This window comes from Frateuria sp. Soil773 (assembly GCF_001428405.1).
Taxonomy (GTDB): Bacteria; Pseudomonadota; Gammaproteobacteria; order Xanthomonadales; family Rhodanobacteraceae; genus LMSL01.
In genome coordinates, this window is sequence record NZ_LMSL01000033.1 from 1 (window position 1) to 21,714 (window position 21,714).

Genomic DNA, 21,714 nt, shown 5'->3' on the forward strand with positions numbered 1-21,714 from the left:
CCGTCAGCCAAGACTGCCAGATGTTCTCCTTTCAAATGACGTCGCGTGAGGGGAAGGCTACGACTTGACGGGGAAGGCTACGCCTCCAGATCGTTTGAAATCGGAATTCAGCAGGCATCAGTCTGCCAAGGCAGTCATGGAGGATCCCTTGGCCGCAATCGGCAAGCCATTGCCCAGCGTGTTCTCGCACCTCGGAAAGGTTGCAAAATACGTGCGACGCCCCTGCTTTCAGTAACGAGGCGAACGTCGACTTGTCATTAGCCAATGACTCACTATTGAAAATTTATTCAAAAAGCACTCTAGAAAACACTACAACTTGGTTTTCAAGAGAAAATTCGCCTCTATCATTCTGGATATGCTTGGAAATTTTCAAGCGAAGTTCAGCATCTTCGATCAGCATTTGAATGCACCCTGCAACGTTGCCACATTCTCCCTGCGCAAATGAAAATCCAAAACCTCGTTCCACGACAAACCTTCCTCCTTCATTCTTAGGTGTAACAACAGAAGGAATGCCACTCCCTATGTACTCAAAAACTTTGACAGCGAAACCGCGACAACTCTCATCATAAGGAAGGTGCAATGAAATACCTATATCAGCATTTCGAACATGCTTAGCCACATCCCCTTGGCTCATACGCCCAAGGATATGTACATTGGGCAAGGATTTTTCCCTTAGACCTTCTAATTTTTTGCCAAACCCGATCAGCACTATCTCATATGGAATCTTTACCATCCGCCTCAAATTTGAAGCAATCTCTATAAAAGAAATCTCATCAAACAACTCACCAAAGTTACCATGACAAATTACCGTAACCGGACGATCGACCGGAATAAATGAATTTTCCGGGTAAAATCTATCGGATACATAACCATTCATAGCAACAAAAACCTCTCTTCCCTTCAGCTTATCTTCCAAATATGTAGCAACCTCTTTAGTGACAGCTACAATTTTAAAAGCGGAGCGATAAACGCCACACACGAACCAGTCAATCAGCTTAAAAAAACTGCTGTTGCGCGACACAACGCCGGCATTAGCATACACTTCTGGATACAAGTCTCTGACATCCAAAATATAGGGTATGCGGAATATCCTAGAAACAAACGCCACGATAAGCATAATAATGAAAGGCGGGGTGGTCACTACTACGCGATCCTTCTTCACAAAAAGAAGTTTCCACGCGATATTAATGCCCAACATAGCTTCACCAACTGCCCTCATCCACAAGGGCATCGTATTGCTCGGAAGTTTAAATCTCCCCTTCTTAATTATCACTCCATCAACATCAAAAGAACCCTTGTCGGCGCCACATAAAATAGTAATGCGATGACCGCATCGCGCCAATTCACGAGCAATAGCCTGGCCACGAACTGACAAAGCATTTGTTCCAGATAGAAAATCGGGCACGACAAGCGCAATATCCATATAACCCTGCTACCAAAATCTAACAAATTTTATTGGAACGAGCTTCATCGCAATCGTTCCATTCGATGATTAAATGACAATTCAAAAATATCAACCCATCTTTTCTTTAGCTAGGGCTTTAGCAGGATTTCCAACCACAACCGCCCCGCCTTCGACATCTTTCAGCACATTCGCCGCAATTCCAACCAATGAATCAGGCCCAAGCTTGCGCTGTTGAATGACGCTGGCATTTGGACCGACCCATGCCCTCTCACCCACTTCAACGCCGCCGCTCAACTCAGCGCATGCAATGATCATGGAGGCACGTCGCAAGATGACGTTATGGGCCACATGGACATGATCATCCACCTTGACGTAATCCTCCAATATGGTATTGCCCAATGTGCCACGACAGACTGTCGTCACACTCCCTATCTCCACATCATTACCAATGACAACACCGCCCAAGTGGACAAGTCGTATTGGCAAACCCGATTCATCACGCTCAAAGCCAAAACCAGCCTCACCTATAACTGCACCCGACTTAATAACACAACGTTCACCGATACATACGCCAGGCCCAATCGTCACATTGTTTCCAACTATAGTGTGCGCACCTATACGCACCCCTTTTCCTATGGCGCATGCAACGCCAAGCCGCACTGTTTCGTGTATATCTGCCGGCTCATTTGGCTCATTAAACCCAACATTTTGATCAATCCAAAGAAGCGCCCGTGCAAAATCAAGCCGCGCTCGCTCGCTTATCAATATAGTCGCATTCGCTCCTTCTAGTGCCTTTGGTGAGATAACCACAGCATCCTTTGGGATTGCAACTGAAGGTAACTTTGCAAAGCACAGTGATCCTTTGGACGCCTGTGCCAGCGGAAGCACTCTGATAATTTCTCTCTCGTCACCTGTTGCCTGGAGACCAAGTGCGGCAGCCAATTCATGGCTGTTAATCGGATATTTTAGTTCGTTACCCATCGCACCACCTCGAACGCTTCAGCATATTCGGCACCAATTTGAACTCCGCGCATCACCGCAAGGCTACGCAAGAACTCTGGGTTGGAGTAAGCCCTGCCACGTTGAGAATCGTAACACGCCACTGCTGCCATTTTTTTTGCAATATGGCTTTCTTTCAATATTGAAAAGCAGGTTGTTTTGAAGTCTAAATTATTCCATGGAACTTCATAGCCGAGCATCGAAGTTCGCTTGAATGCGCGAAAGCCTTCCTGGGCAATCACATAATGGTCCTGGTGAGTATCGTTTAGACTAGGCAGAAACACTAAATCCGGCCGATAGTCTCTATTCAAGCAAATCATATCGTCAAGTATGGCCTGCCTGAATTCTGGAAATCTGCGTACCTCATGCTTCAATACCAAACAATCATCCGGAGCAATGTCTAACCGACGCGTAGCTTCTTTTACTTCTTTCCTCAAGACATCTCGGGGCAAATGGGCAGGCACGGACTGTTCCGCTGCCGAAAAGGCCACGTAGATGACTCGAGTCCCAGCCTCGGCCAGCTTAGCGATCGTTCCACCGCACCCAAACTCACCATCATCCGTGTGCGGCGCAAGCACTAATGTTGTCTTAGATTGCAGCATCTAAATCTCCTTAATAAAATTTTTGGTACATAGACGTCATGTTTTTAAACGCCGCATCCCACGAAGCGTGAGCCAGCGCATAAACGCGCCCATTTCTTCCCATTTCACGAGCACGCTCCGGATTTGATAACAAGTACGTCACCGCTTCAACTTGCTGTTCCGTATCATCAACATTTACCACTAATCCGCATTTAGCCTGCTCCATCAAGGCAGGCCAGTCACCGTGATCGGGAACTATTACTGGCATACCGGCAGCCATGTATTCATACACTTTCACCGCGGTAGCCATACCATATTGACTAATTGGCTTATATAAGATTAGACCAATGTTTGAGCGCATATATTCCTTGAGCAATTCGACCTCATCAAGGACACCCATATAATGCGCCTTGCCAAACTCAATCCCAGCGGCCGGCTGATGCAAGGGGCCAGCCAGTACCACCTTGCCTCGTGGAGCCAGTTTATTAGCCAGCCTGATCATTTCATGTAATCCGCGAGCTTCGGACAAGCTGCCAGCATGCAGAATACGTCCACAATCAAAATCCACACTACGTTCCGGGAATCGTGACAGATCAACAAAGTTCGGGACTACTGCACAACATTTGGCATATTGCTGAAAGCTGCTGACTTGCGCATTCGTCACAACAACGACGCCATCAATATTACGCACTACATGACGTTGAAATAGGCCGAATGTCGACGCAACAATGCTTCCAAGAGGCGCCGGCAAATAAGGCTTGACTCGAATGTCTTTTGCGTAATCTTCATGAACATCATAAATTACTTTCGCTTCACCCTTGCGAAGACCGTTCAATTTTTTTGCAATTCGCAAAATTTCCGGATCATGAAAATGATATAAGTCAGCATCGACCTGAACTGCAGCGGCATATACTTTATTTACCGTTTCAGTCATGCGCCCTAAGCGCCCTCGAGGCCTTCCAACATCAACGATAGAAACTCCCTCGCAGCATTCATCACCCTGGCCATCCGCGACAATTAAAGTCACGTCAAAGCCTGCTGCCGCCAGCGAGCGGCACTCTTTACGAAAAATTCTCGTGTCGTAACGTGAATGCGCCGAAGTGAGATGTGCGACTTTCATCATTTATGGCCAAATTGCCTATGGAAGTTCAATACGCTTACAAGCCACGAAAGGCTGATCATGCATCAAAGCAATGCATTCAAATGAAAAATTAGATCCATCTATCGCAATGTTGACGCGACAAATCGCTTAATTGGTTGAAACACTCTTAAGTGCCGAGCAACTAACCACATTGCCTCGCATTCTCGCATCAGGCAATTTCCCCCCGCGACCTCACGGGCTCAATCAACCATGCCAGCATCAGCGCCTCATCGAGTAAATTCTTATCCTTAGCCAATCTCTCATCCGAAAGGCGTTGCTCGACATTTAGATTTTTATCAATATGGCCTGCTAGTGCCAGGCGGTTAGCCTGAATGCGATTACGCAGGCTTGCCCCAATGCCTCCCTCGATCCAAGATTGCGTGACATCGAACCCCCGCTTGCGACGATTGAGCCTGATGAAGTCAGGGACTATTCCCCTGTCGATGCTACGCAATGCCCATTTGCCAAAGCCCTTGGCGATTTTCAAGCGCGCAGGCAAGGCTAGGGCTAATTCCATCAACCGGTAATCCATGAATGGCAAGCGCGTTTCCAGACCATGCCCCATGGAGTTGCGATCCTCATAACGCAACAGGCTGGGAATGCTCCATCGCTGTACGTCCTCGATCTGACGGTCACTCAAAGTGGTGCCTTGCTCGCCCCACAGATCAATGGAAGGCGGATTCCAATCCACTAATTGGAATGCGAAGGGACGCCGCTTGCTGTAACGACTCAGCCCTTGCCAATACATCCTCGCCTGCCCCGCCTCATGCAGCAGCATGAGACCCAGCGACCAGGCATACTGGATGGCTCCACGCGGTTCGCGCCGGTTCAAGGCATCACGCAATGCGACAACGAAAAACTTGCGATAACCAGCAAAGGATTCATCCCCTCCCTGCCCGCCCAGCAGAACCTTGAAGCCGGCTTGACGAACAGCGCGGAACACTTCGTTCTGGGCCAGCACACTGAGCCCGCCGAATGGCGCCTCCTGAAACGTAAGCGTTCTCTCGAGCAGAGAATCCAATCCATTGGCATCATGCTTCGGCCAGATGAACTCGGCACCGATCCCAACATGCTTCGCAAAAGCAGCCACCACCGGCCCCTCGGACACCGACTCATCGGGCGAACCGTATGTGAAACCTGTCAAGCCGGGGACATGGCGCGCAGCCAGTGCAGCAATACTGGATGAGTCAAGACCTCCGCTAAGCGAAACAGCCAGCGGAACATCACTGCGCAATCGTAATTGCACCGAACTTGCCAGCACCTTCTGGCACTCCTCCAGAAGCTGTTCGTCCGTATGGGATTCAAGCGAGGCGCTGCGTATAGCAACGGCGTTACTCAGGTCGTACCAGCGCCCCTCAGCCACATCAAGGCCAGAATCCATGATCTGCACTTTGACCCAGCAACCAGGGGGCACAGCGCGCACCTGCCGGAATGGAGAACCTGACTCCGGCAACTCGAATGCCTTGTAACGCACACCACGCGCGCAATAATCGAGGTCGATGTCCGCGCCAACGTCTGTCGCGACGCCAGCCACTGAAGATGAAAAGACCAAACCACCATCCGGCCGACGCCCCCAAAGCAAGGGCTTGACTCCGAATCGGTCACGCACCAGCCAAAGCTGACCCGTTTGCTTGTTCAATGCAGCGAAAGCAAACATTCCGTTCAATCGAGGCAGCGCACCCACCCCCCACTGCGCCCATGCCTTCAGCAGTACTTCTGTATCGCTATCACTATCGAACTCATGCCCCAAGGCGGTCAACTCATGACGCAACTCAAGGTAGTTGTATATTTCGCCATTGTAAGTGATAAGCCAGGCCGACTCACGGTCGCGCATGGGCTGCCGTGCCCGCTCGGTCAAATCTATGACCGACAAACGCGTATGCAGCAAAACCACCGAATGGCCATGAATAGATTCGCTTTCGATACCACGGGCGTCTGGTCCACGCCTCGTTATGGATTGTAGAGCGAAAGAGCTCTCAGCAGATGAAAAGCGTAGGACATGCCCAGCTATGCCGCACATCTTGTTATCCCGTGAAAATTAAGCTTATAGACCCGGAGCATCATGACAATTAGATTAAATCATCAAACCTGAGCCAGAGCCTTCTGGCGAGATGCAAAAACGGCCGCCGTGCTCCCCCATGAAATAGCAAAAACGGGATCACCAACGGACTTGGCAAATATCATGCAAACAACACAATAGCTGGACATTGCAAAAGCGAACGCCGCAAGCCCCTTTGACTTGATCTTCCCACTGACGATCATCCACCCGGTATAGCCCATGCAAAAAAGATTCAACAAGGTGAATTGAAGAAAACCGAAAAATCCATAGGCAACCCAGGCAGATAATGCATTATGTGAATATGCCCCACTTGACCCTGCAAGTTGCTGAGAGCCAAAATCACCAAACAGCCAATGCTCACTTATTGTCGTCCATGCCACTTGTTGATATACGGATCTTTCTTGCCACGAACTATCATTCCCCAAATGCAGAAGATTCAGGACTCGCGACTGATCAACAAAATTTGCATATTGATATGCAATCACAGAAACAATCAACAACACGGCAGATATACCGCCCACACGGAGAAGCATATTTCTTCGCTCAGCAAACATGATGCATACGGTCACTATGACAATACCAACAAATTCGGTACGCGCGCCAAGCACAAACAAGAGAATTAGCGACCCACCGGAAAATAAGACGAGCCGCCATCCCTGCAACGTCGCCAGAATCACTGCCGAGACAACAAGTGCCGACCGCGCAAACCCCTGATAACTGGCGATTTGTAGAGAATAATCATCGACCGCTTGCTGAGCAGCATAATACATACCATTATTTCCGCCACTGATTGCTATTATTGCCATAACAAACCAAAGAAGCAAAAATGTTTTTACAACCGCCTTTCCCTCGTATATGCAATGTTTAAACGCGATATATGTTACAAACCACAGCATCAAACCCTCTACCGTATATAGAAACTGGTGCGCGTCAGAGTTGTAGCCGAGACCAAAAGAATAAAAAAATGATGACCATATTAAGCAAAACAATATAAAGATATAGACGAATATATCGATCACGACCAATACGCGCCTACCCCGCATGACCCATCTCACCGCCATGAACAAAGCAAACGGAATACCCAAAAACAAGGACACCGGACCGTACCAGCCTCCGGCAAATTGCGGAAACCACCCTTTTGATAGGCCGCTGTTGTAAAGAAAAAATACTGGAAACAGAAGAATTACAAGCAGCGTCGCTACCCTATTCTCCAAGCGCCAGCCTTGACCGTGCATCATTACACTCAATCCAATCAGTTTAAATGACAACCATCAAATAAAATTTTGAGATCACAAACCATCAAGGGCATATCAGACCAAGCAGCATTCACAACAATATTCACTCCCGCTTAGCTAACAATTTCTTCATTGCTATTTCGCAACAAGCCTAGATTCCACTACTCCGACAAGCACTGCCAGGTAAATCAAGTATGAAAATACTGCCGTTACTGACAAACACGCCACCATCGGCAGCAGAGACCACCTGAAATGCCGCGCCGCCATAAATGCTCCAATGAACAGCAGCACGGCAACCATGTCGTAGAGCAGTTTGTATTCCTGCGCCTGTAGGACTGACAGCAATCGACTAAGCGAACTGACGATCAATGCAACATAGAGCCACGGGGCGATAGCCGCAGCAATCCATCCTGCCTCGCGCCATGCCGGGCCAAAGATCACGGGCATCAGCCATGGCCCCAGCAACATCACACCCGCCATGGGCACTAAGCCGAACAGGCTCAACTTGATCATCATTTTGTAGAACAGGCGACGACCGCGCGCGCGATCCCCCTCAACAACAGCCCGTGCCAGCTCCATCTGGAACACATCGCCGACTGCCGCACCAATTTGCGTATTTGGAATACCTACCATTGCCCGCGCAAGCCCGAACCATCCTGCGGCAGTAGGGCCGTACAACGAAGCGATCATCGGAACCGGCAGCGTCATCGCAAGTTGATTGACAAAGGTCGACGGCGTCTCCAGTGCGGGAAACTTCACATAGCGCTTCATCGTGACTTTCAGCATTTCCCACGAGATCTGAGCCGGCCGACTTGAAGCAAAATGCTCATGCACCGAACGGTAAAGTGCCGCAGCCGACCCCCATGCACCTGCCAACTCCGCGGCAAACAATCCCGGGACACCGGCACCAAGCGCTCCCATTCCTATCCGTGTAACGGCATTTGCCGCAGATCGGGCCATCGTGGATTTAGTAATATGACGCACCACCCCAGCGCGCAACCCCCAAGACCGGCATACCATAAATTGTCCGTATCCGAACAAAATTGGTACCGTGGCTATAGGGGCCCACCACGGCAACAATCCGAATCCGAGTACGCCAGCGTAATGCAATGACGCAAGTACCGGCATACTTAAAACAGATGTCACTGCGACACAGAGCACTGCCAATCGATTGACCACATGCGACTCGGCATCGTCTTGCGCATTCAGTAAGGCATATTCGTAACGCAACGATAAAGCTGGTGCCCAGAAGTTGAAAAACGCAAGGAACAAAGAGATCACGCCAATCTGGGCCGGCGTATACAACCGTGTAACGATGGGCATCGCACAAACCGTGACGGCCTGCGCAGCGGCGGTACCACTGGCCAGCGTGACGATACCCCGCGCAACCCGACCTTTCGGCAACAGATCGCTGATAAGTTGCCGCCAAGAAGTCATCAGGCTACCGCTACGTCACGCGTCGTGAACGCCTTTACCACGTCAAAGATGTTGGCCTCGGCAAGATACGGATGCATCGGCAGGCTCATCACCCGATCGGCCACAGCATCGCCTATCGGCAGTTTCGCGGCATCATCGACTACTGCGGGCTGACGATTCAGTGGGATGGGATAGTGGACCGCTGTGGGGATACCTGCCGCCTTGAGCATCTCCTGCACTTGTGCCCGCTGGTCGACCTGGATGGTGTACTGCGCCCAAGCGCTCCGATTGTGCGTTTCCACATACGGCTCAGTCGTCACGCCAGCGCTGCGAAGCAGCTCGCCATAGGTTTGCGCCACATGCTGGCGCGCCTCGATTTCATCGTCGAGGATTTCCAGCTTGGGCAACAGAATGGCCGCTTGCAGGGTATCCAGCCGGCTGTTCACGCCCACGCGAATATGGTGGTAACGCCGGTCCTGGCCGTGCCGCGCGATTTGGCGCATCACTTTCGCCAGTTCGTCGTCATTGGTAAAGATGGCGCCACCATCGCCATAACAACCCAGCGGCTTGCTTGGAAAGAAACTGGTGCAGGCAATGGTGGTTAGATTGCAGCTCTTGCGGCTCTTGTACGAAGCACCGAAGCTCTGCGCCGCATCCTCTATGACCGCAATACCGTGTTTAGCGGCAATCGCGTTGATGGCATCGAAATCGGCGCATTGACCATATAGCGATACCGGAATGATCGCCTTGGTACGCGGAGTGATGGCCGCTTCGAGTAATGCCGGGTCCAGGTTGTAGGTGCGCGGATCGACATCCACGTATACGGGCTTTGCGCCCAGCAGCGCCACGGTTTCGGCAGTGGCGATGTAAGTGAATCCCGGAGTAATGACTTCATCGCCGGGACCGATACCAAGCGCCATCTGGGCAATCTGCAACGCATCGGTCCCATTGGCCACGCTGATGCAGTACTTGGCGCCGGTGTAGGCAGCCAGCTTCTCTTCCAGTTCTGCCACTTCGGGGCCGAGAATATATTGACCGTGCGCCAGCACTTGCTGAATACCGGCGTCAATCTTGTCCTTGATGCGCGCTTGCTGAGCCTTGAGGTCGATGAAGTCAATCATGGATGTTTCCTGGAAAATTGATCCTCGACCGCGTAAGTACTGCGATCGCACATGCTTCTGATTAGGCCGTTTTTTCGACTTTGTGAACCACGCCACCCATGAGTATGTAACGTGCCTGTGTGTGAGAGCAGACGGCCTCGCCATCGCCTTGCAACGGCAGCTTCAGCTGTTCGCCAAATTCACTCATCCAGCCAATATGACGAGCCGGCACGCCCACCATCAACGCGTAAGCCGGCACGTCCCTGTTGACCACGGCACCCGCACCCACGAATGCAAACTCGCCAATGGTGATACCGCATACGACTGTGCAATTGGCGCCGAGTGTGGCGCCCTTCTTCACCAGCGTGTCACGGTATTCGTCCTTTCTCTCGATCAGAGATCGCGGGTTGTAGACGTTCGTGAATACCATGCTGGGGCCGCAGAACACCCCCTCCTCCAGATGCACATTGTCGTACACGGATACATTGTTCTGGATCTTGCAGCGGTCACCGATCGTGACTCTGTTGCCGACAAAAACGTTCTGCCCCAGAGATACGCCTTTGCCGATACGCGCGCCGCCACAGACATGCACGAAGTGCCAAATGCGCGCGCCTTCACCGATCTGGGCCCCATCATCGACGATGGCGGATGGATGCTGGTAGAAACTCATGGCACTCACCGCTTCAGGAAAGGGTGGTAATCGCCCGTGAGAGGCGCTGCAACCGCATTGCGGATGGCCGCAACGGTGCTGATGGCCGTACGGTTCTCCTCCAGGCCGAAGCCTCGCCCTGCGAGGATCTCCTCATAGCTGCGGATATGCAGGTCAGTGAATCCACCGGAGAACTCGATCTCCTCGCCCCCCACCGTGATCGAGCGGTAGGTGCGCTGCCCCGTCTCGCGCACTGCCGCAGGTACATCCTCGACGTCGACCGACAGGAACCAGCGCACACGGGCATTCTCGTATTCAAGGTAACCCGCGGCCTTGGTCGCGGTGGAAAGATGCACCACGTTGTCCTGAAGGGCTCCGAAGATGTAATGCAGCATGTCGAAGAAGTGCACGCCGATATTGGTGGCGATGCCGCCGGACTTCCGCTCGTCGCCCTTCCAACTCTGCAAGTACCAATGGCCACGCGAGGTGATGTAGGTGAGGTCAACCTCGTACTTGCCGTTGCGCGTCTCCTGGCGGACCTTTTCACGCAGGGCCGTGATCGCCGGATGCACGCGCAGTTGCAGGATCGTATTGACCTTGTGTCCCGTATCGCGCTCGATCTCCTGCAGCGCATCGATGTTCCACGGATTGAGCACCAGCGGCTTCTCACAGATCGCATCGGCTCCCGACCGCAATGCGAAACGCATGTGCGAATCATGCAGATAGTTCGGCGAGCAGATCGAGATCAGATCAACCTTGTCGTCGTGGTTGGCGCGTCGCAACTTGTCGACGTGGCGATCGAAACGCTCGAACTCCGTAAAAAAATCGGCATCGGGGAAGTGACTGTCGATGATGCCAACCGAGTCATTGGGATCGTAGGCGGCAACCAACTGGTTGCCGGTGGCCTTGATGGCCTGCATGTGACGAGGGGCGATATAGCCAGCGGCACCGATGAGAGCAAAGTTCTTCATTGCGTCCAGTGTCCAGTACGAATTGAATGAAAGGAGAATCTGAAGCGACGAGGGCCTTACAGGCGTCCGTCAACCGCGTCCTTGGGCAATACACCCTTGATGTCGTAGAGCACGGCACGGCCATTGGCCCAGGTGCGGACGGCTTCGCTCCCTGCCGATTTGAATTCATCGTGAGCGACGGCCAGCACGACGGCATCATAAGTACCTGGCCTGGGGGCTTCGCCAAGCGGCTTGAGGCCGTATTCCGCCTCTGCCTCCACGACATCCACCCAAGGGTCGTAGACGTCGACCACCGCACCGTAGCTTTCGAATTCCCTCACCAGATCCACGACCCGTGTATTGCGCAAGTCCGGGCAGTTTTCCTTGAACGTCAGGCCCAGCACCAGCACGCGACTTCCCTTGATCGCATGTCCTTTGCCGATCATCAGCTTTACCACTTCGCTGGCCACATGCTGCCCCATGGCATCGTTGATACGACGGCAGGCCAGCAGGATATCCGGGTAATACCCCACGGCCTGTGCCTTCTGGATCAGGTAATAGGGATCAACGCCGATGCAGTGTCCTCCGACCAGTCCAGGCTGGAAAGGCAGGAAGTTCCACTTGGTGCCGGCAGCCGCGAGCACGTCGCTGGTATCGATCCCCAGCCGATGGAAGATCAATGCAAATTCGTTGATCAGCGCGATGTTCGCGTCGCGCTGCGTGTTCTCGATGACCTTGGCCGCCTCGGCGACCTTGATGCTAGGCGCCTTGTGAGTGCCCGCCGCGATGATCCGGCCATACAGTGCATCGACGAAATCCGCCGTCTCCGGAGTCGAGCCCGAGGTGATTTTTGGAATCGTCGTCAGACGGCGCTGCTTGTCGCCAGGGTTGATACGCTCAGGACTGTAGCCCACGGTGAAGTCCGCATTGAAACGCAGTCCGGACACGCGCTCCAACTCCGGCACGCAGATCTCTTCTGTCGCTCCGGGGTATACGGTCGACTCGTAGATCACCACGTCGCCCCGATTCAAAACACCACCAATGGCCTGGCTTGCCTTGATGAGGGGGGTGAAATCCGGGCGCTTGTGCTCGTCGACTGGTGTCGGCACGGTGACGATGAATACCGTGCAGCCTTTGATCTCGGCGATGTCCGTGGCGAAGTTCAGCCGCGTAGCTTGCTTCAGCTCTTCCGCCGAGGTCTCCCGGGTATGGTCGTCGCCTTTTCGTAGCTGTTCAATGCGGGCGGCATTGATGTCGAAGCCAAGCGTGTCGAATCGCTTGCCGAATTCCACTGCGAGCGGCAATCCGACATAACCCAGCCCAACGATGGCGATCTTAGTGCTTTCCAGATTCTGCATTCGCTAGCTTCCGTGGTGACTTGTTTGATCGTGGCTTGCAGCAACGGAAATCCGAAGCCTTGGACCACTAATGTTTTAAGCACAACGGAACCATGCGCGCCCCATGCTCGCGTACAGTCCCTTACGTTGCGACTTTCGTCAGGCATGGTGCGGCAGTCCGGCCGCACCACTCTAGCTGCAGGCTATTACGATGTTTTGGCGGTCTTGTATTCGTAGTAGCCGTAGGAGTAATAGCCTGCGCTGCGCTTCTCGACGGCGTTGAAGATGGCGCCCTTGATCTCCACGCCATTCTGCTCGAAGCGTTGCTTGGCCAGCGCGATCTCGCGCGCCTGGTTGAGACCGAAGCGCACCACCAGCAGGCTGGTGCCCGCCTGGTGGCCGATCACCGCCGCATCGGTCACCGCGAGGATCGGTGGCGTGTCGATCAGGACCAGATCGTAGAGCGGCTTCAGCTGCTCCAGCAGGGCCGTGAACTTCGCGTTCATCAGCAGCTCGGACGGGTTCGGTGGAACCTTGCCGCGCGCGATGAAGTGAAGGCTTTCGACACCGTTGACCGTCCGGGTCACCTGCTCGCGGGTCATCTGCCCCGAGATCAGGTCCGAGAGTCCGCCTTCGGCGGAGCCGCCGATCACCTTGTGCAAGGCGCCCTTGCGCATATCGCCATCGATCAGCAGGACGCGCTGGCCACCTTGCGCGATCACAGCGGCAAGGTTGGAGGAGATGAAGGTCTTGCCTGCCTCCGGGCTGGAGCCGGAAATCATCAATACGTTGTTCTTGGCTTCCAGCCGGGCGAAATGAAGACTGGTGCGCAAGCTGCGCAGCGCCTCGGTGGCGAGGTCCGCCGGATCGCTCACTACAAGCAGGTGCTGCTTCCCGTCCCCTCTCACGTGTTTTCCACGCACGGAGGACTCCATTTCGGTAGCACTGACCGGGATAGACGCATACACGGGCAAGCCCAATTGCTCGATCGCAGCGGGATCTTCCACGCCGCGATTGAGCATCTGACGTATGAATACAAAAGCGGCGGCCAGGAACGCGCCGAGAACCGTGCTACCGAGCACGACGATCGCCTTCTTCGGCTTGACCGGCCTAGTGGTGTCCACGGCCGCCTTGTCGATGATGCGTACGTTGCCCACTGTACCAGCACGCGCGATGTCCAACTGCTGCGCCTGATTCAGCAGGCCCGTGTAGGTTTCATTGCTGACCTGAACATCGCGTGTCAGGCGCAGCAGTTGCTGCTGGGTGTCCGGCAGGCTGCCCACCTGCTTTTCCATCGCCGCCTTCTGCGACTCCAACTGGCCGATCTGCTGCATCAACGCCTTGTAGGCCGGATGCTCATGCGTATAGCGGCGCTCCATGTCCGCCTGCTGCATGCGCAACTGCTGGATACTGGTTTCGACCGCGACTTCCTGATCGAGCAGCCCCTTGGTCTGCAGCGTGATATCCACGGAGTGGGCCTGGGTCTGGAAATTGTTCAGCGCACTCTGCGCGGCTTCCAGATCCTGCCGGACCTTGGGCAACTGCTCCTTGACGAACTTGAGGCTGTTGGCTGCCTCGGCCGAATTGCGGTCGACGTTCTGACGGACATATGCCTGGCTGACCTGATCGAGCAACGCCGCCGCCAGGTCGGGATCGGCGTTCTGGTAGGTCAATGCGATGATGCCGGAGTCCTTGCCCTGCTCGCTGGCATTGATGTCCTGTTGCAACTGGGAGATCGTCGACAGCGAACGATGGTGGATGACCGAGAACCGCGTCCCCGGATTGGCCAGCAAGGTTTTGACCTGGATAGAGACACCCCTCCCGCTCGCCGCCTGTCCCTGCCGACCGGTCAGCAAGGCATGGCCATCGTCATCGAGCAAGGTATAGCCGCCTTGTTCGCCAGCCACGAGCGTCAGCTTTTTCTCTTCCAGAGAAGTCGGCACCTTCAGTTCGAAGATGTCCAGCATCGAGCCGCCCCAGTCGTAGCCGTTCATGCCCAGCCAGGCTCGAGCGACTTCGCCCGGCTTGGCGGGGGAATAACGACGTGCGACAAAGTTGCCGATCAACGGAAAGCGGCGCGGCTCGACTTCGATGTCGAGGTTCAGCTCATCGACCGCCTTGCCGATCACCGTGCGCGAAGTGATCAACGCGATTTCGGTGGTCGCCTCCGAGCTGGATGCGCCGAGCGTCTGGCTGAGCGCGCTCAAGCCGGGAAGGTTCGGGACCTTCTGCTCCACCTGCACGATGGCATTGGCCTGGTAGATCGGCGTGGCGAGCAAGGCGTAGGCCACGGCAACGACGAAGAACACGCCCGTGACGATGATGATCAGCCATTTATGGTCGATCAGCGTGCCCAGCAATTCACCCAGGTCGATTTCGTCATCGCGCTGCGATGGGTTCTGCGTAGCGGCCATCAAAAGGTCATCCGAGGGGAAGGGGAATTACAGATAACGCAGCCAGCTGTGCACGCCCTGCTCGATCATGCCGTAGACATGCTCGAAGGCGACGCGCTGCTGACGATACGGATCGGGGATGTCTCGACCATGAAGCCACTTGTCGAGCAGGAAGATCTTGCCGCTGGCTTCGGGAGCCATCTGGACCATCGCGGCCACGTGGCGCTTTTCCATGCCGAGGATCAGGTCGGCCTCGCGCAGCATGGCCGTGGTGAGCTGGCGGCCACGATGGTTCGAGCCGTCGATGCCGTGCTCGGTGAGCAGTTCGCTCGCGGTGCGGTCCATCGGCTTGTCGACCATGGCGCCGAGCCCGGCGCTGCCCAACTCGATGTTGCGGTGCGACAAAGCCTGCCGGAACAGGTACTCGGCGGTCGGGCTGCGGCAGATGTTGCCGATGCAGACTGTCAATATCCGTTTGAACACTTAACGACATACTCCGGTTTCTCGGACAGGCTAACGGAACCGCATGGCGGTTTCCGATGATATGCCCCTGTCCATCGGGGTGCCGTCTCAAGGACCGGGCGACCCGCGATCACACCTCCCGACGCCGGCACTTGAACAGCTTGCGAGGCGCAAGCCAGTCCCAAACCCGGGAAAGCCGCGCATGTTAACGGATGTGCGCTGGCAGGTATATCGCACACGGATCATCGACATACGTTCCCTTCAGGTTGATCGTGGTTATACTTGCCGAGCCCATGAACGCAAGGAGCTCGCCCCCATGAAGAAGATCTTGACCGCCATCTTGGCCACCGGTTTGGTGACCTCGGCCTTTGCCCAGGCCGCCGCCCCCCAGTCGAACGACCAAGCCCAGGCCGCCCCGACCGTCCCCGGCGCCGCCGAAGCCGGCCAGGCCTCGCAGGGCACGCTGACCGCCGTGTACGTCGGCATGGGCGTTGCCGCTGCCGCCACCATCGCCGGCGCTTCGAGCGGCGGCGGCCACGGCAACGACAACACCTCGCCGGGCACCGGCGGCCCCGGTACCGGTGGTACCACCGGCACCACCGGCACCCACTAAGCAGGGTTCCTGCGTTGCATCCGTGCCGGATCCATCCATCCGGCACGGTTTTTCATGCCCGAAATAAATAAAGCTCAAGAGGGGAATACCCCCATGAAGAAACTCCCCCTGCTGGCGTTGACCTTGTCCGCCGGCCTGCTGCACGGCTGCATCTGGGCACCTGGGCAGCACATGTCGACCTCCGATCTGGTTCGCAACGACAAGCCGGAAAACAGCCAGGTCGAGCTGGTGCCGATCACTCCGAAGCTGCTGGCGATGAACCGCGCCTCGGCCCGGGCGGCAGCCATCCCGCCGGCCCTGCTGGCCTACCAGCCCGAACCTTACCGGATCGGCTCCGGCGACACGCTCTACATCACGGTGTGGGATCACCCGGAACTGACCTCTCCCGCCGGCCCGCAGCAGCAGACGCTGGCCAACGGTCGCCTGGTACGTCCGGATGGCACGCTGTTCTATCCCTACGTGGGTACGCTCAAGGTCGCCGGCATGTCGATCGAGGAGCTGCGCAAGGCGATCAGCGACAAGCTCGCGACCTACGTGGAGAAGCCGCAGGTCGACGTCAGCGTGATCGGCTACGCCAGCCAGCGCGTGTTCCTGCAGGGCGCGTTCATGAAGACCGACCCGCAGCCGATCAACGCCGTACCGCTGACGCTGGCGCAGGCCATCGGCACCGCCACCATCAATACCGAGCAGGCCAGCCTGTCCGGCTTGGTGCTGACCCGCGACGGGCACGACTACCACCTCGACCTGGACGCGCTGAACGGCAGCGGCGGCATGGCGCCGGACATCTACCTGAAGCCGGGCGACCACATCTATCTGCCCTACAACGATCGCCAGGAAGCCTACGTGATCGGCGAAGTGGTGCGCCCGATGGCGCTCAACTTCAAGACCTCCGACCTCACCCTGACCCAGGCGCTGGGCCGTGCAGGCGGCCTCAACCAGACCACGTCCAAGGGCAAGGCGGTCTACGTGATCCGCGGCGTCGAGGATCTCGAACAGGCGCCGGCCAAGGTGTTCCAGCTCGACGCGCGCTCGCCGGCCGCTTTCGCGCTGGCCGACCAGTTCAAGGTCAAGCCGGGCGACGTGGTGTTCGTGGGCCCCGCCGGTATCACCCGCTGGAATCGCTTCCTGAGCCAGTTGCTGCCGCTGTCCGGCCTGATCAGCAATGCGGCCAGTGCGAACTACAACTTCGACCGCTGAGGCCGTTGGCCGCGAGGCAGGGATGAACGCATGACGCCGGTACCCCGTGCCGGCGTCCTTCACGCATGAGGACCCCCGGTTTGCAATCGGATCGGCAGCCCCCCGTCGAGCGACGCAGCTTTCGCTCCCCGCTCCGCCACCGTCCGCTTCGCGCCATGGCGGGGCTGCTGGTATTGCTGGGCATCCACGGCTGTACCGAAGTATCGCGCTCGAGCATCGATGCGCTGAAGATGGCGACCAGGGGCGGCTCGCACCGACCCACGGCTGCCGAAGTGGCGGCGCGGCCCTACTACCAGATGCAGGTCGCCGGCAACGACGGCACGGCCGTGCTGATCCTCGGCAACATCGACGGCAGCCGCGAGGCCTGGTACGGAGCGCACCAGGTCGTGGTGTTCACCGAGCACGGCCGCGTCGTCCAGACCGCCGGCCTGAGCCAGAACCTGGATGCAGTGCGGCTGCCTGCGGACGACCCGTTCGCTCGCGGCCTGCAAACCCTGGCCGCACCGGTGGAATACACCCGCTTCGAGGACTGGTCGCCGGGCTACCGCTATGGCGTGCCGGTACACGCCCGCCTGGTGCCGGCCGGCCGCGAGACGATCGACATACTCGGCACACCGCACGAGGTACTCCGCATCGACGAACAGCTCGATGCCCCCGCCGCGGGCTATCGCGCCACCAACCGCTATTGGGTCGATCCGCAGGACGGCTTCATATGGAAGAGCACGCAGCAGATCGCTCCCGGCTCGACCCTGCAACTGCTCCAGTTGAAGCCGCATCGGGCGACCGCGCCATGAACGGGAAATACCTGATCATCCTCGCCTCGTTGCTGGGCCTCGGCGCGCCACTGCATGCGACCCAGGTGGAAGTCGGCGGCGCTGTCAACGCGCCCGCCACCCTGACGCTCAAGGAAGGCGCGCGCCTCAGCAATGCAGCCCTGGCCGTACCCTTGCAACCCCGCGCCTACCTGCGCGGCGCCGCTTGGCTCCGGCCCGGGTTGATCGAAGCCCAGCAACGCCTGAAGGCCGGCGTGCTGTTCGATCTTGCCAGCCTGCAACGCTGGGCGGCCGGACATGACAAACCGGCCCTGCACGCGCGCGCAGCGGCATTGGCGGACTGGATCAAGGCAATGCCCGTCACCGGACGACAGCCGGCCCTGCTCGACCCACGGGTCGTGGAAGCCACTCCTGCGGAAAACCGCCCGCTCGCGGAAGGCGATCGCCTGTACTACCCGCTGCGCCCCGGGACCATCCAGGTGGTCGGCGCGGTCCAACAACACTGCACGCTGCCGCTGGTTCCCCTGCAGGATGCGCGGCGCTATCTCGCCTCCTGCCCGCTGGAAAGCGAAGCCGATCCCGACACGCTGTATGTGATCCAGCCGGATGGACGGGTATTCGAACAGGGCTACGCGCTGTGGAACCGGAGCCCGCCGCTTTCGCTGGCGCCCGGCGCCGTGGTCTACGTGCCGCTGCGGGCCGGCTGGGTCCAGGCGATCGATCCCGACATGAACCGCGATCTCGCCGATTTCCTCGCCACCCAGCTCCTGCCCGGCCCGGAGGAGACGCCATGAAGCGTCACGCTGCCCGCGCCCGCGTTCCCACGCCATGCACCACGCCAGGAAACCCGCCGGTTTGAATACCTCGCTCGACCTCATCCGCCGCCGCTGTTCCTGCCTGCTGCCGCTGGCCGGCTGGCTGGTCACCTGCGCCGTGCACGCGCAGGACGCGCCGACGCAGAGCGATTTCGGCGGCGCCGGCCTGCTGCAGACGCCGACGGCGCGCATGGCGGCCGAGGGCGAGGTGGCATTCACCGCCAGCCGCACCAGTCCGTACACGCGCTACAACTTCACGCTGCAGCCGATGCCGTGGCTGGAGGGCATCTTTCGCTATGTCTCGGTCGCCAACCGGCTCTACGGCCCGGAAAGCCTGAGCGGCGACCAGAGCTACAAGGACAAGTCGATCGACGCCAAGGTGCGTTTGTGGCAGGAAAGCCACTATCTGCCGGCCGTGGCGGTCGGTGTGCGGGACATGGGCGGCACCGGATTTTTTTCCAGCGAATACGTCGTCTCGAGCAAGCGCTTCGGTCCGATCGACGCCAGCCTTGGCCTTGCCTGGGGCTACATGGGCAATCGGGGGGATATAGGCAACCCTCTTGCGATCATCAGTGATCGATTCAAGATACGTCCCGCCAGGGATAGCAACCCGGGCGGTCAGTTGAATGGCAACCGCTATTTTCGCGGGCGTCCTGCGTTTTTCGGTGGCGTGAGCTACCAGACCCCATGGGAACCCCTGGTGCTGAAGCTGGAATACGAGGGCAACGACTACAAGCACGAGCCCGAGAAAAACAACCAGCGGCAACGCACGCCCATCAACCTCGGCGCCGTCTACCGGCTCAATCGCAATGTCGATCTGAGCCTCGCGCTGGAACGCGGCCGCACGGCCATGTTCGGCTTCACCCTGCATACCAACCTGGCCGACCATGCAGAGCCGGCCAAGCTGCTCGATCCGCCGGCGCCGCCGCTGCCGAAGATGCCGCCGACGCAGTCGCCGGAACAGGTGGACTGGGCCGCCGTAAGCAGGGACCTGCGCGACAACGCCGGCCTGCGGATCTCGAAGATCACCCGGCGCGGCAGCGAGCTGATGGTCACCGCCGAGCAGACGCGCTATTTCTATCCCGCCAAGGGCATAGGGCGCGCCGCCCGCGTGCTGGACAACCGGCTCGGGCCTGAAATCGACTGGTACACCGTGGTGTCCACCCGCGAGGGCTTGGACGTCGCCACCACCAGCGTGCATCGCCCGCGCTTCGACGCCCTGCTCGACCACCGCATCGATCTGGACGCCTTCCGCCGCAGCGTGGAAACCGGCACGCCGCTGCCGCAGCGCGAGGAAGTGCTGTACAAGGCCAAGCCGAAGAAGTTCGACGGCGGCCTGTCGATCAACTATGCGCAGTCGGTGGGTGGCCCGGATGCCTTCATCCTGTACCAGATCTCGGCCAACTACGACGCGGACTACCACTTCACCCCGAACCTGTGGTGGAGCGGCAACCTCAGCGCGAACCTGGTCAACAACTACGACCAGTACAAGTACGACGCGCCCAGCAACCTGCCGCGCGTGCGCACCTACGTCCGCGAGTACCTGACCAGCTCGCGCGTCACCCTGCCGGTGTTCCAGCTCACCGCCACCCGCCGGCTCGGCACCGACCTGTACGGCATGGTCTACGGCGGCATGCTGGAAAGCATGTACGGCGGCGTCGGCGGCGAGGTGCTGTACCGCCCGATGGGCGAGCGCTGGGCGATCGGCGCGGACGCGAACTGGGTGAAGCAGCGCGGCTTCGACCAGGATTTCTCGTTCCGCCGCTACCACGTCGCCACCGGCCACGTGACGGGCTATTTCGACACCGGCTACAAAGGCATCACCGTATCGGTCAGCGCCGGCCGCTATCTCGCCGGCGACTGGGGCGGCACGCTCGACGTCTCGCGCGAGTTCCCCAACGGCGTGCGCATGGGCGCCTATGCCACGCTGACCAATGTCTCTTCCAAGCAGTTCGGCGAAGGCAGCTTCGACAAGGGCATCTATTTCTCGATTCCCTTCGACCTGATGCTGCCGCGCTCCACCGTCAACCGCGCCGGCATCCTGTGGCAGCCGCTGATCCGCGACGGCGGCGCCAAGCTGGGCAAGCGCTACAACCTGTACTCGCTGACCGGCGACCGCGATACCGACAACTTCAACGACAACCTGCAGAAGATCACGGAATAGGCGCCGCGCCTCTCGACTTTACGGATATGCCGTGGGGAGAAGCCTTTGGCGTCGCACGGTATTGCGCGCCGGCCGGCACCGCGGACTCTCTTCCTTCAGTCGGGACCCGATACCGTGCGCCTCCCGTAGCGGCCCGGCAGAATCACCACCGGACGACTGGCGCCAGCCAGGCTTATTCCGGGCTTAAACCTGTTCACGATCTATCGGTACCCCAGTCGGTCTAGCCGCTTCCCTCGTCATTCCTGCGAAAGCAGGAATCCAGCGACTTTCCCTTTCCCCCAAGCCTTAAAGGCACTGGATCCCAGCTTTCGCTGGGATGACGCCTCGCAGGGAAATACCTGGGGACCTTTGAACAAGCTCTTAGAACCTGTTCACGATCTTTCGCGAGTGTTGCACACTAGTGGAATGCGCAAGAAGACGTATCC

The 21,714-nt window shown here is 57.3% G+C and carries 18 protein-coding genes and 1 pseudogene; 5 read left to right on the forward strand and 14 right to left on the reverse strand.

Going from position 1 to position 21,714, the window contains the following annotated elements; translation table 11 throughout:
• Positions 1 to 31 precede the first annotated feature (31 nt).
• The 14 genes and pseudogenes from ASG87_RS20910 to ASG87_RS09875 all read right to left on the reverse strand — a co-directional run.
• A pseudogene (locus tag ASG87_RS20910) lies at positions 32 to 214 on the reverse strand (hypothetical protein); the annotation flags it as partial.
• A 69-nt stretch (positions 215 to 283) separates the two neighbouring features.
• A complete protein-coding gene (locus ASG87_RS19360; RefSeq protein WP_082582884.1) occupies positions 284 to 1,423 on the reverse strand; it encodes a glycosyltransferase family 4 protein in 1,140 nt (379 codons plus the stop codon).
• Between the two features lie 90 nt (positions 1,424 to 1,513).
• Positions 1,514 to 2,386, reverse strand: a complete 873-nt coding sequence (locus ASG87_RS19365) for a UDP-3-O-(3-hydroxymyristoyl)glucosamine N-acyltransferase (protein ID WP_082582885.1) — start codon at positions 2,384 to 2,386, stop codon at positions 1,514 to 1,516.
• Positions 2,371 to 3,006: a PIG-L deacetylase family protein gene (locus ASG87_RS19370; RefSeq protein WP_082582886.1), complete on the reverse strand. Its 636-nt coding sequence runs from the start codon at positions 3,004 to 3,006 to the stop codon at positions 2,371 to 2,373. Before ASG87_RS19370 ends, ASG87_RS19365 begins: the two co-directional genes overlap by 16 nt.
• Before the next feature lie 10 nt (positions 3,007 to 3,016).
• Positions 3,017 to 4,108 carry a glycosyltransferase family 4 protein gene (locus ASG87_RS19375; protein ID WP_082582887.1) on the reverse strand — a complete coding sequence of 364 codons (1,092 nt, stop codon included), beginning with the start codon at positions 4,106 to 4,108 and terminating at the stop codon, positions 3,017 to 3,019.
• Positions 4,109 to 4,295: 187 nt separating this feature from the next.
• Positions 4,296 to 6,146 carry an asparagine synthase (glutamine-hydrolyzing) gene (gene asnB / locus ASG87_RS19380; protein WP_082582888.1) on the reverse strand — a complete coding sequence of 617 codons (1,851 nt, stop codon included), beginning with the start codon at positions 6,144 to 6,146 and terminating at the stop codon, positions 4,296 to 4,298.
• Between the two features lie 62 nt (positions 6,147 to 6,208).
• Entirely contained in the window at positions 6,209 to 7,423 is a 1,215-nt protein-coding gene (locus ASG87_RS20030) for an O-antigen ligase family protein (RefSeq protein WP_157511007.1), read from the reverse strand.
• A 132-nt stretch (positions 7,424 to 7,555) separates the two neighbouring features.
• Positions 7,556 to 8,857, reverse strand: a complete 1,302-nt coding sequence (locus ASG87_RS19385) for an oligosaccharide flippase family protein (protein WP_082582889.1) — start codon at positions 8,855 to 8,857, stop codon at positions 7,556 to 7,558.
• Complete coding sequence (locus ASG87_RS09850) at positions 8,857 to 9,957, reverse strand: DegT/DnrJ/EryC1/StrS family aminotransferase (RefSeq protein WP_056004489.1); 1,101 nt, start codon at positions 9,955 to 9,957, stop codon at positions 8,857 to 8,859. The genes ASG87_RS19385 and ASG87_RS09850 overlap by 1 nt, the downstream gene beginning before the upstream one ends.
• Before the next feature lie 61 nt (positions 9,958 to 10,018).
• Positions 10,019 to 10,606: a UDP-2-acetamido-3-amino-2,3-dideoxy-D-glucuronate N-acetyltransferase gene (wbpD, locus tag ASG87_RS09855; RefSeq protein ID WP_056004491.1), complete on the reverse strand. Its 588-nt coding sequence runs from the start codon at positions 10,604 to 10,606 to the stop codon at positions 10,019 to 10,021.
• 5 nt (positions 10,607 to 10,611) lie between these two features.
• On the reverse strand, positions 10,612 to 11,556 hold the full coding sequence (locus ASG87_RS09860) for a Gfo/Idh/MocA family oxidoreductase (protein WP_056004493.1): 945 nt from the start codon (positions 11,554 to 11,556) through the stop codon (positions 10,612 to 10,614).
• Positions 11,557 to 11,612: 56 nt separating this feature from the next.
• Positions 11,613 to 12,893, reverse strand: coding sequence for a Vi polysaccharide biosynthesis UDP-N-acetylglucosamine C-6 dehydrogenase TviB (tviB, locus tag ASG87_RS09865; RefSeq protein ID WP_056004496.1), 1,281 nt, complete (start codon positions 12,891 to 12,893; stop codon positions 11,613 to 11,615).
• A gap of 185 nt (positions 12,894 to 13,078) precedes the next feature.
• On the reverse strand, positions 13,079 to 15,286 hold the full coding sequence (locus ASG87_RS09870; RefSeq protein WP_056004498.1) for a polysaccharide biosynthesis tyrosine autokinase: 2,208 nt from the start codon (positions 15,284 to 15,286) through the stop codon (positions 13,079 to 13,081).
• A 27-nt stretch (positions 15,287 to 15,313) separates the two neighbouring features.
• Positions 15,314 to 15,748 (reverse strand): low molecular weight protein-tyrosine-phosphatase, encoded by a 435-nt coding sequence (locus ASG87_RS09875; protein WP_056004500.1) that lies wholly within the window; start codon positions 15,746 to 15,748, stop codon positions 15,314 to 15,316.
• A gap of 295 nt (positions 15,749 to 16,043) precedes the next feature.
• Between ASG87_RS09875 and ASG87_RS09880 the strand changes: the two genes are divergently transcribed.
• The 5 genes from ASG87_RS09880 to ASG87_RS09900 all read left to right on the forward strand — a co-directional run bounded on the left by ASG87_RS09880 (position 16,044) and on the right by ASG87_RS09900 (position 21,289).
• Positions 16,044 to 16,340 carry a hypothetical protein gene (locus ASG87_RS09880; RefSeq protein ID WP_056004502.1) on the forward strand — a complete coding sequence of 99 codons (297 nt, stop codon included), beginning with the start codon at positions 16,044 to 16,046 and terminating at the stop codon, positions 16,338 to 16,340.
• Positions 16,341 to 16,511: 171 nt separating this feature from the next.
• A complete protein-coding gene (locus ASG87_RS09885; protein WP_056004507.1) occupies positions 16,512 to 17,537 on the forward strand; it encodes a polysaccharide biosynthesis/export family protein in 1,026 nt (341 codons plus the stop codon).
• Between the two features lie 155 nt (positions 17,538 to 17,692).
• Positions 17,693 to 18,331 carry a YjbF family lipoprotein gene (locus tag ASG87_RS09890; protein WP_056004503.1) on the forward strand — a complete coding sequence of 213 codons (639 nt, stop codon included), beginning with the start codon at positions 17,693 to 17,695 and terminating at the stop codon, positions 18,329 to 18,331.
• On the forward strand, positions 18,328 to 19,104 hold the full coding sequence (locus ASG87_RS09895; RefSeq protein ID WP_056004505.1) for a capsule biosynthesis GfcC family protein: 777 nt from the start codon (positions 18,328 to 18,330) through the stop codon (positions 19,102 to 19,104). Before ASG87_RS09890 ends, ASG87_RS09895 begins: the two co-directional genes overlap by 4 nt.
• Before the next feature lie 61 nt (positions 19,105 to 19,165).
• Positions 19,166 to 21,289, forward strand: a complete 2,124-nt coding sequence (locus ASG87_RS09900) for a YjbH domain-containing protein (RefSeq protein WP_235499615.1) — start codon at positions 19,166 to 19,168, stop codon at positions 21,287 to 21,289.
• The last annotated feature ends 425 nt before the right edge of the window (positions 21,290 to 21,714 follow it).